The sequence below is a fragment of the Arthrobacter rhizosphaerae genome (assembly GCF_023062595.1).
In the GTDB taxonomy this organism is placed as follows: Bacteria; Actinomycetota; Actinomycetes; order Actinomycetales; family Micrococcaceae; genus Arthrobacter; species Arthrobacter rhizosphaerae.
The window spans coordinates 428655-439614 of sequence record NZ_JALLAN010000001.1 but is presented as its reverse complement, the minus strand read 5'-3'; the positions used below and the strand labels follow the sequence as shown (position 1 = coordinate 439614).

At 60.2% G+C, this 10960-nt stretch carries 7 protein-coding genes; 3 read left to right on the top strand and 4 right to left on the bottom strand.

The features are described 5' to 3' along the window. Positions 1-63: 63 nt before the first annotated feature. The 3 genes from MU551_RS02175 to MU551_RS02165 form a co-directional block, all read right to left on the bottom strand. The gene (locus MU551_RS02175; protein ID WP_247040489.1) at positions 64-5358 is read right to left on the bottom strand and encodes a family 43 glycosylhydrolase; all 5295 of its coding nucleotides are present in this window, start codon (positions 5356-5358) and stop codon (positions 64-66) included. Between the two features lie 244 nt (positions 5359-5602). Further along, positions 5603-6583, bottom strand: coding sequence for an ABC transporter substrate-binding protein (locus MU551_RS02170; RefSeq protein ID WP_247040488.1), 981 nt, complete (start codon positions 6581-6583; stop codon positions 5603-5605). A 206-nt stretch (positions 6584-6789) separates the two neighbouring features. After that, positions 6790-7065: a YegP family protein gene (locus tag MU551_RS02165; protein ID WP_247040487.1), complete on the bottom strand. Its 276-nt coding sequence runs from the start codon at positions 7063-7065 to the stop codon at positions 6790-6792. Between the two features lie 308 nt (positions 7066-7373). On the opposite strand from MU551_RS02165, the gene MU551_RS02160 reads away from it, so the two are divergent. Both MU551_RS02160 and MU551_RS02155 read left to right on the top strand, forming a co-directional pair. Further along, positions 7374-7928, top strand: a complete 555-nt coding sequence (locus MU551_RS02160; RefSeq protein WP_247040486.1) for a hypothetical protein — start codon at positions 7374-7376, stop codon at positions 7926-7928. Between the two features lie 373 nt (positions 7929-8301). Beyond that, positions 8302-9075, top strand: coding sequence for a DUF6994 family protein (locus tag MU551_RS02155; RefSeq protein WP_247040485.1), 774 nt, complete (start codon positions 8302-8304; stop codon positions 9073-9075). A gap of 155 nt (positions 9076-9230) precedes the next feature. On the opposite strand, the gene MU551_RS02150 is transcribed toward MU551_RS02155, so the two are convergent. After that, on the bottom strand, positions 9231-9923 hold the full coding sequence (locus tag MU551_RS02150; RefSeq protein WP_247040484.1) for a dihydrofolate reductase family protein: 693 nt from the start codon (positions 9921-9923) through the stop codon (positions 9231-9233). 245 nt (positions 9924-10168) lie between these two features. Here MU551_RS02150 and MU551_RS02145 point away from each other — a divergent pair, with 245 nt between their 5' ends. Beyond that, entirely contained in the window at positions 10169-10948 is a 780-nt protein-coding gene (locus tag MU551_RS02145) for an SDR family oxidoreductase (protein ID WP_247040483.1), read from the top strand. Positions 10949-10960 lie beyond the last annotated feature (12 nt).

Below are 10960 nucleotides of genomic sequence, written 5' to 3'. Positions count from 1 at the left end.
AACAATGCGAAAGGCGGCCACTCATCGGGAAAGATGAATGGCCGCCTTCCAGTTGCGGGGTGGTTATCCCTGACGAGTGATAGTCGCCGCCCGGAAATCGTCCAGGACGCTGCCGGTCGCCTGCGAGGTCACGACACCGCCCTTGCCCGTCTTACCGGTAAAGAACTGCACGTCGGCTGCCCGGAGCGACACAGCAGCAACAACCTCTGTGTTCTTGTAGATGGTGACAGTGCCGTTCACGTAGCTGGCAGTGAGGACGTCTCCTGCCGCGAATGGAGCCAAAGCGTCGGGGTAGGAGTACCACGCTTTCTCAGCACCCAAGGTGGACAGGCGCACTGATTTGGTGGGTGCGTCATAGACCACTGAAACTCCGCCCGAGAGGAATGATTTCCCGGACTGGGCCTTGAGCATCACACCCTGAACCGACTTGGGTGCGATGGACTTCAGCGTCAGGGAAGCCGTCTGGTCTGCACCAAACGTGCTGGAGTAGAGCGTCGAGCCCCCAAGGAGCGGGCTAAGGGCCTTGTCCTTGATGACGTAGGACTGAGGTCCGGTCTCGCCGCTCCACGAACGTCCCAACGTCCCGTTCGCCCGGTCAAAGTTGTCCAGCACCGGGGCGTTGACCGTAAAGGAGCGGACGACGTCGGGGGCCGCCAGGAACCGTTGGTTCCCGTCCTGCTTGGCAGTGATGGTGCAGGTTCCAGCGCCTGCCAAGTGAACCGAGTTGTTTTGCAGGGTGCACGAGCCGGCGGCAGAGAGCGATACAGGCAGACCGGAAGTAGACGTTGCACTGACTGCGAAGTCAGCGTCCCCGAGCGTCTTGGTTGCAATCGGTCCAAAGGAGATCGACTGTGAAGCCGGTGCCGGGACGTCCACGATTCCCTGAGTGGAGTTGCCTGCTATATCGATAGCCCTGAACTCAACAGTTGCCGCTGTCCGTCCTGCGGGAAGGGGCCCGGAGTACGGTGCCCATTCGGCCGTGCCCACCCGGTAGTCAAGGGCAGCAACGCCGGAGTAGGGATCTTCGGCGGTGAGGGTGAGCGTTCGGTCGTCGTCGAGGGTGGCAGCCGTTCGTGGTGCTGTCCTGTCGATCTTCAACGCGATTGATGCTTCCGCGGACACGTTTCCGGCCGCATCTGTGGCCTTTGCCTTGACAGTGTGAGCGCCATCGGATGCCACGTCGAAGGAGTGCGTGTACGGAACCCAGGCACCGTCGTCGACCGATACCTCAACGCTGGGGGCCGTTGCGGAGTTATCACTCACAGTGACGTTCACCGTAACAGGACCCACGTACCAGCCCTCAGTACCATTCGGTGCTGCAGGCTCGGTAGCCACCGTAACGGTCGGGGCAGAGGTGTCGGCGAATCTTGGCTCCACACTTTCGAGTGTGGGAACAACCGGATTAATCGATCCGTCTGCAGCGAAAGTGAGCCGGTCAATGGTGGTTTCCCGGTGCATTCCGTCGCCGCCCGGGATGGCGAAGCGGTGGTACACGATGTACCACTCGTCCGTACCGGGGACCTGCACCACAGAGTTGTGTCCGGTTCCCAGGATGCCGACTTCAGGCTTCTTCTCGAGAATGACTCCCTTGGAGGTCCACGGTCCGGCGATGCTGCCGGCTGTGGCGTAACCGACGCGGTAGTTCTCGCTCCTTGTGTCATCGATCGAATAGGTCAGGTAGTAGGTAGCGTTGCGCTTGTGTACAAAGGCTCCTTCCCTGAACTGCGTCAGGCCGGTGATGGTCTTTATGTTGGCAGCGTTGTAGGAGACCATGTCCGGGTTCAGGGGAACATAGCGCGCGGTGCCGTTGCCCCAGAACAGGTAGGACACGCCGTCGTCATCAGTGAATACAGCGGGATCGATCTGTTGGGCACCTCCGAAGGCCGCCTTGTTTACCAGCGGGGCGCCGGAGTCGACAAAGGGGCCAGTGGGAGAATCAGCGACAGCGACGCCGATGTTCTGACCGGCGCTGAAGTACAGGTAGTACTTGCCGTTCTTCGTCGCAGCTGCTGGAGCCCAGGCATTTGTATGCGTCCAGCTGACGTTCGCGAGATCGAGCACCACGCCTTCATCTGTCCAGTCCACCAGGTTCTTGGACGAGAAGACGGAGAATTTCGTGCTGCCCCAAGAAGCAATTCCATCGGTCGTGGGGTAGATGTAGTACGTGTCCCCGTAGACCACGATGTTCGGATCAGCTGTGTAGCCGGGCAACACCGGGCTCTTCATTTCCAGCACTGAGAAGGTCCAATCCGCCGTTGAACCATCAGGCCCTGTCACCTTGTACGTGACTGGCTTGCTCAAGTCCGCAGTGTCTCCGGAAGCGGGGCTTGAGGCAGCTCCGGGAAAGAGGCTGAATGTAGGCGAGAGCTTGCTCAGATCCGTGCCGCGCTTGACGGGGAAGGTGACTTTTTTGCTTGTGCTGTCGACGATGGGCGCCACCTTCAGAAGGCTGGCATCCGTCAGGGAAACGTCTGCCAGTCCGGTCTTATCGCCTGAAAGGTTCATGACTTCATCCGCTGACAGCGCCCGGTTGTAGATGGCGAACTCGCGGAGGGAGCCGTTGAGGGTTTTGTCTGCGGTGTAGACGGACTTGCCAAGGTAGTTCGATGTGGTGCTGCCCACCCCGATGTCGGCGGGGTTCAGGGTGGCGTTCAGGTTCTCGCCAACCTTCTTCCCGTCGAGGTACACAGTGGCGACAGTGCCCTTCAGCGTGTAAACCAGATGCTTCCATGAATCGCGGGGGAGGGCTGATGTGCTGTTGGCATTTTGTTCCGTTGTCCAGTTACCTGAAGCGATACCGGTCTTATAGACAGAGTTGCCGGTGGCGAACAGGTATCCGTTACCCACTCCGGCGGCGTCGGTGTTACCGAATCCATAAAGAAAGTAGGACCCGCTCTGGGCGGTGCTGACTTTGACGTCCGCTTCCACCGTTAGGTCCTGAACACCGGAGAGGATGTTGTCGGGGACATCGACATAACCGCCGGCGCCGTCGAGCTTGAGAGCGCCGTCCGGCTGCCAGCTGCCGCCCGCCACGATCTTGCCGTTGAGGCCATTGCCTGAGGAGTCTGTGACGTCCGTCCCCGAGGTCTGGTCAAAGGAGTAGCGGAGGATCTCGCCCTTTTCATTGGCGGGAGCGGGTTTTGGTGTCTGGCGAAGGGCATCCAGCTCAGCTTGCGTTACCGGGAGAACGGTTCCGTGACGGGGACTGGCCGGCAGGTCATAGTTGGTGGACAGCTTCCAGCTGGGGGTTTCCAGGCTTGTGCTTTCGAGCGGGATGTAGCCGCGTCCTCCGAACTCGTCAAGGAAGAGGTAGAACTTCTCCTCTGTGTTGGATTTGAAGACGGTGGGACCTTCCACCGCTGCAGTTCCTGCGTTCTTGCCGATGCACGAGCTCTGGAGCGCCCAGTTCCTGGGGTTGGTGGTGGGAAGGTCGACGGCGAGAAGGTTGTTGGACTTTTCCTGCATGATGTCCACGCAGCCCGAAACGCCGCCTTCATCCTTGGTGAAGCGGTAGAACGTGTCCTTGTCCTTGATGACCGTTGAATCGATGACTGAGGTGCCCGGGTCGTTCCAGACCTTGGCTTCAGAGAAGGTGCGGAAGTCGCGTGTGGTCGAATACATCATCTTGTTCACAACCCCGGCGGTGTGGCCCGGGTCGGATTCTGCATAGATCTTCGATGCCCAGAACACAACGTACGCGCCGATGCTGGTGTCGTAGTAGGCCTCCGGAGCCCAGGTGTTGCCGGCCGTGCTGGGGGAAACCTTCACATGCCTTTGTTCGGACCAGTTTTTGAGGTCGTAAGATTCCCAGACCTCAAGGTATTGGCTGCCCTGGCGCTGGGAGGAGTCCCAGGAGGTTCCGCTGCCGATGGAAAGGTCCGTGGCGATCATGTAGAACTTGTCGCCTTCGGGGGAGCGGATCACGAAGGGATCGCGCAGGCCTTTGGTGCCCATGGTGGACGTGAGGATCGGCTTGCCGCCGTTGGTCTCATCCCAGTGGAGGGCATCGTTGCCGCGGCTTGCGGCCATGTAGATGTTTTCCCCGGCAAGGCTGTTCCCCGTGAAATAGGCGAAAGCGTATCCGGCATAGGGTGCAACAGTTGGCTTGGCCTTTACGTGGGCCGAGAATTGCTTCGTTCCGGTCGCTGTTCCGACCTTCAGGGTGGCCGTCAGGACGACGTCGGTATCCACAGCCGGGCGGTTAACGACGCCTGTGGCGTCAATGATCGGGCTTGCGGACTGCCAGGTTACCGCGGCTTGTCCGCTGGTTGCCGGCAGCGTGACATTGCCGCGGACGTCGTCGAGGGCCGGAAGGGACAACGCAGCAGTGGCGGCCGCCAGCTTTTCTTCATCTGACTCGGCAGGGAGAACGGTTGCAGTGAATGTTTTTGTTCCGGAGGCGTCACCGCGCGTGATTGTTGCCGTGAGGGTCACGTTTGCCGGACCCTGCGCCGCGTTTGGCCGCGTCACTGCTCCTGTGTTGGTAATGACAGCGGGGTTGCTTGACGACCACGTCAAGGTGGAGCCATTGACGCCGCTTGCCGGCAGGGACAGGTTGCCTGTCACTGCCGAGAGGTCTCCGAGAGACAGTGCTGCTGCATCCCGTTCCACCCTCAGTGTGTCGCTTGGTGCTATTGCTGCCGCCACCTCGCTTGGAGTGAGGGCAGCATCGTAAATCCGGAAGTTACGGACGGACCCGGACAAAAATTTGTCCGCTGTGTAGACCGAACGGCCGAGGTAGTTCGCCGTCGTTATTCCGTTGCCGATGCTGCCTGGCGTGATGGTGATGCCGGTTTTTTGTCCGACCTGTGCGCCGTCGAGGAACAGTGTGGCTGTTCCATTTGCCAGTGTGTACGTGATTGTCTTCCAGACGCCGCGCGCCAGGGGCTGGCTTTGGGAAAGGGTCTGCTCGGTGGACCAGTTGCCGGAGGCGATAGAGGTGCGGTAGCTGTCACCAGTGGTAAACAGGTAGCCGTTACCGGCGTTCGACGTCGTGTTGCCCAGGCCATAGATGAAGTAGGGAGTTGCTTGTGTCGGTGCCATCAGAACCTCGGTGCTGACGGTGATGGCGGACAGTCCCTGCATGATGTTGTCCGGAAGGCGGACATAGTCATTGACGCCGTCCAGCTTGAGGCCTTCGCTTCCCGTCCACGTGCCGCCATTTACGACCGTGCCGTTGCGTCCCTTTCCGGAGGTGTCCACAGCCACGGTTCCGCTGCTTTGATCCAGGTTGTACTGCAGGACGAGCCTTGGGTCGGGGGTGGTCTCAGCCAACGCCGGGACCAGCGGGGTCAGGGCAAGCGCCGAGGCGATGGCCCCCGCCGCTGCCGTCCTGGTGAGTAACCGTATGGGTCGCATCGTTGCGCCTGCTTTCCGTGCCCCTTAGTGAACGGGGCGTTTTTGTGGGTAATTTTCTTGCCAGGGGACGGCAGCCGTGACAGGGCGCGGTCGCTTCTACGCCAGGGGTGTGGCTATGGCGCGGTGAAATCTGTGGGGTGTATTCGGTGCGGTGATTTCCGCGCATTTTGATCCGTGCGGCGGCACGCGGGCAGCTTGGGGGTGCTGTGCTGTGCCGCCGCATGGACGATCAGGTGAGCGGGGCTCAGTACTGACGGGTAGGCAGGGCCTTGGTGGCCTGTTCCTGGGTGAAGGTGGTTTCTTCGGTGACGACGCGCTCGGGGACTGTTTCGCCGGCGAGGACCTTCTTGGCGAGGTCCATGAGCTGGGTGCCCAGCAGCGGGCTGCACTCGACAATGTAGTTGATCTTGCCGGCGCTCAGGGCGGTCATGCCGTCCTTGACGGCGTCGATGGTGATGATCTTGATGTCCTTGCCCGGGACCTTGCCGGCGGCTTCGATCGCTTCGATCGCGCCGAGGCCTTCGTCATCGTTGTGGGCGAAGACAACGTCGATGTCCGGGTTGTTCTTCAGGAAGGCTTCCATGACCTGCTTGCCGCCGCTGCGGGTGAAGTCACCGCTCTGGGAGGCGATGATCTTCAGCTTCGGGTCAGCCTTGATGGCAGCTTCGAAGCCTTCCTTGCGGTCGTTGGCGGGGGCGGAACCGGTGGTGCCCTGGATCTCGACGATGTTCACGGTGTCGGTGGCGGCCTTGGACTCGCCCACGAGCCACTCGCCGGCCTTTTTGCCTTCGAGGACGAAGTCAGAGCCCAGGAACGTCTTGTAGAGGCTCTTGTCTGCGGAGTCCACGGCACGGTCGGTGAGGATCACGGGGATTTTGGCGTCCTTGGCTTCCTTCAGGACGGTGTCCCAGCCGGATTCAACCACGGGGGAGAAGGCGATGACGTCGACCTTCTGCTGGATGTAGGACCGGATCGCCTTGATCTGGTTTTCCTGCTTCTGCTGCGCGTCGGAGAACTTCAGGTCGATCCCGGCTTCCTTCGCGGATTCCTGGACGGACTTGGTGTTGGCGCTGCGCCAGCCGCTTTCCGCGCCGACCTGGGCGAAGCCCATCACGATCTTCTTATCAGCACCGCCCGTGCTGGAAGCGGCCTGGCCGCCACCTCCGCAGGCAGTAAGGGCAATAGCTGAGGCGGCCAAAACGGCTACTAGAGATTTCTTAAACACAACATCCTCCCGGAAGCGTTAGTTACATGCAGGCGGGAGACCCCAACACCACCGTTGCTGCAAACTGAAGCAGATTCGCTCTGGCGACAAGTGTGAACGCTAACAAACAAGTGCGTCAAGTAAGTTAGATCACATTTCGGTGACGTCGAGACATCGGGGGAGCGCTGGGGAAGCAGCGGGCTTCGCCCAATTAGTGTCGGAGGGACCTAAACCGCGCGGGTGGAAAGAGAGTTGTAGGGGCGTCGAACCACCGGACGCCGCGGTGTGGAGTGCTGTTTTTGGACAGGTTCGAGGGAAGGCTTTGGGCAGAGGTCCTGAATCAGCCCGGTTCCGGCGCATTCACGTACATCTTTGATTGCCGCGGCAGCGAGACGTTTGTCAGCGAACTGTTCAGAGACCGCCAGTACAACTCCATTGGGGGCAACCAGCCTGAACCGCACGTGCGATTCGGCATCCATGAATACCTCGAACGAACCTGCCATCAATTTGCTCCTTCCAGGCAACATCGCCTTTTGAATCGTGGCGGGTGCTTGCCTGGCCGACATTCGGCGAGAAGGATCAGTGATTTGGTAAAACCCAACCGGTCGATCCACATCCAGTGCAGCGGCTGGCAGCCCCAAAACGATGTTTCCAGAGAGGGGCGGAGCCCGTAAGGGACAAAGGTCCCTTGTTGCGTGAAAACAGGAACAGCGGCTGTTAGTTGTGGGGCGATGTTCCCCCCGATCATGACCTGCCTCCAGACTGGCAGCGGACATGTTGATATGGGACGAGTTGGTGACAGGATTCTCTCGTGACATCTATCGTTGAGGCAGCCATTGAGACACTTTACGAGGCGCGTATTCCGTTGGGTCCTGGTCTAACTAATACCGAGATCGCCGACGTTGAGCAGCAATTTGGTATCAAGTTCAGCCCTGATCATGCGGGGCTGCTGAGTCTGGCTACTCCGATGGGCCCTGGATGGGTTGATTGGTTGGGGGAGCCTTATGGGATTAATCAGCGGCTGAGCTGGCCCCTGGAAGGAGTCCTGTTTGACGTCGAGCAGAATGCCTTCTGGCCCGGTGAATGGGGTGAAAGGCCAAGTGAAACAGCTACGGCTGTGCAGGCAGCGCGGGAACGTATGCAATTCGTGCCGACGCTGATTCCTGTCTACTTGCACCGTTTTCTGCCCGGAGCGCCAGCGCCGGCGGGAAGTCCGGTTTTTTCTGTTTACCAGACGGACGTGATCTATTACGGCAGTGACCTTGCTGCCTACTTCGCCGCTGAGTTTTTCCGGGCGCCCGACGTGAAGTTACCGAGGTATCGTGTCGGCTTTTGGTCTGATTTAGCGGAGGGCCGCTGGGTCTAGTCTCTGATCGAGCTGAGCGACCGCGACGTGACATGAGAAAGGCGGAAAGCAGACTGAGAGGAGTTCACTCATCTACTTCTACTCCTCCTTCCAAACTGGCATGCACGGTTATTCATGGGCCGGGAGTAGCCCAGAATCCGAGGGCGACAGTTCCCCTGAAGCTCCGCGTCTTCCGAGCGTCAGTCCTGCGGAAACTGTCGGCCGCCTTATCGTTACATCGTGAGATTCGTACAGCGGGTCGCCGCTCCGGTCCAGGTTGAAGTCACCGAGCACCATCAGGTTGCTGTTCCAGTCGTTGGGCCTGCGCGACCGCGCGGTTGTTTCGGCTGCAGGTTCCGCGGTTCGCAATAGGCGGGCACGTAGACTTCCTTCCATGCGCGTCTTCGACATCGCCTTCGACTACCTTCTCGACACCACGCCTCCGGGAAAGGACGCGGACTCTCATAGTCCGCGGCTCAAGGCTGACCATCAGCTGCTCTGGAAGAAGGAGCTATGCGATGGGCAGCTGTTCGAACTGGCGGTCTCGGAAATTCCCAAGGTGCGTCGGGAAAACTACCTGATGTTCGAGCAGACGCCCGATAAATCGTTCACGTTCGGCAGCGACGCCATCACGAACTCCTACACCAGGTGGGGGAAGCCCAATGCCTTGGTCGCGGCTAAGGCCGAGTTGAGTGAGGAGCAGAAGCGCCGCTATTTCGACCCGCCGTACACGATCGGCAGCGCCATGATCTGGCCCGTCAGGGGAATACACCTGCCCACCCTCAACACCGCCAGGGGAATGCGGATACGGATTGCGGACCGGATGGACCTGACTCTGGAATGCATCCGGCGCCACTACGCCAAGGAGCCAGGCAGCCCCCTCGCCGACGTCACCACTAACTATGGGGACTTCTTCGAACTCTTCCGCACGTTCGAGAAGTTCGTGGAGTTCTTCCACTTCCAGGATCTCGTGACGCCGGAGGGAAAGATCGACTTCTTCCTAGAGGAGGATGAGGACAAGGTCTTCACGCGCACCGGCGTCCCGGTCACGAAAGAAGAGTACATCAGGGTTCAGGAAGCCTCGCTGAAGTTCATAGCGTTGCGGGGCAACCGGATGGCCGACTGGGTCGAGGAGAACCACCGCGACATTGAGGTCCGACGACAATAAACACCGGCCTGTCCCTGCCCCAGTGGCAGTCGCACGCTGGCTGATGGAACCGGTCAGCGGTACCCTGCGCATCAAGCGGCGGATCATGCTAGGTGTCGACGAGGTCAGCAAAGGTGATGCTTCTACTCCCGTGGGTTCAACGCCGATAATCTACATTATGTAAAGTAACGGGAATTCTGTGATGCTCTGCAAAGTGAAGCTCGCTGACATTGCCCCTTCCCCAGCTGATCGGGACCGACAGAAGACGTTGCATACTCAGGACGCCCGAAAGGCCGATACGTCTGGATCGTGATACCCCGTGACGTCGTCCGCGAGTTGACGAGTTCGAGCGCAAGATCCGGACCGGAATCCGGAAACAGCCGTGTGCCCTGTCCGACGACGACGGGATAAGTGACCAGGTCGAGCTGGTCAACCAAGTCGTTGGCAAGGAGCCATCGGACGAGTACGCCGCTTCCTGGCACCACCAGTTCGCCGTCTCGCTGCCCCTTCAGATCACCGATGGCAGTGGCAAGGTGGCCGTGCAGGACTGTCGTGCCCGCCCACTGCGGATCGGTGAGGCTGGTAGATGCCACATACTTGGGCCGGTCGTTCAGCGCTGCGGCAATCGGGTTGACACTCGGGTCAGTCATCGCGCCCCAGTAACCGGCGAATATTTCGTAGGTCCGCCGGCCGAACAGGAAAGCGTCCGCGCCGCCGTAGACCTGGTTGAGGTAATCTCCGGCTTCAGTGTCGAGAAGCGGTATGGCCCATCCCCCGCGCACGAAGCCGCCGCTCCGATCTTCGTCAGGCCCGCCCAGCCCCTGCATCACACCATCCACAGAGACGTTGGTCGTGGTCGTCAACCTCATGTGTGTCACCTCGTTGAAGAACGGGTCCTGCTCCCCTGCTCAAGCGTTATCTGCTTCAGACAAGCACACTTCTTTGTGTAAATTAAGCCCTCCGCGCTCTGAGGCTCGGGATAAGCGCGAGGCCCCTCGCCTCTCCCCTACCGACCCCTGCCGGGAAGCTACGTCCAAGAAAGCATTGCGGCATATCAGCCCAAATCGGTCACTCCCCCGTCATAACCCGGCGCTACCTCTTATAGAGTCGGGCCATGACCATTCGAAACCGTTCGAAGACCGCAATAGTAACGGGAGTCGGGAGGCGCCGATCGATCGGGGCGGGTCTCGCCGTCGGACTGGCAAGTGATGGCTGGGATCTCATCCTGAACTATTGGAAGCCCTACGATGTGCGGATTGGCTTGGAGAGAGGCACCGCCGACCCCGAGACAATCGCCGACGAGTGCCGTGCACTTGGAGTCGCCGTAAAGCTTGTTTCCGGGGACCTGAGCGACCCGACGGTGCCGGCAGAGTTGATCCGGGTGGCTCAGAGTCTGGGGCCGGTGACGGGTCTAGTCATGTCACATTGCGAGTCCGTGGACAGCTCGATCCTGACCACCACCATCGAGAGCTGGGACCGCCATTTCGCAGTGAACGCGCGGGCGACATGGCTCCTCATCAACGCTTTCGCCGAGCAACTGCCGGAGTCGGTGAACCCGGGCCACGTCGGCGGCCGGATCGTCGCGTTGACGAGCGACCACACTGTGAATAATCTGCCCTACGGGGCGAGCAAGGGAGCCCTCGATCGCATCGTCACGGCGGCGGCGGTCGAGTTGGCTGATCGAGGGGTTCGGGCGAACGTCGTCAACCCGGGTCCGATCGACACGGGTTGGATGGATGACGCAACGCGTGAATCAGGGATCGGAGCGACGCCCGCCGGGCGCCTCGGCACGGCCGACGACACAGCAGATCTCGTTCGATTCCTGTTCTCGGAGTCTGGCTCCTGGATTAACGGTCAGATTCTGTCCAGCAACGGCGGCTTCAAAGTCAGCTGACCGGTGTGCAGC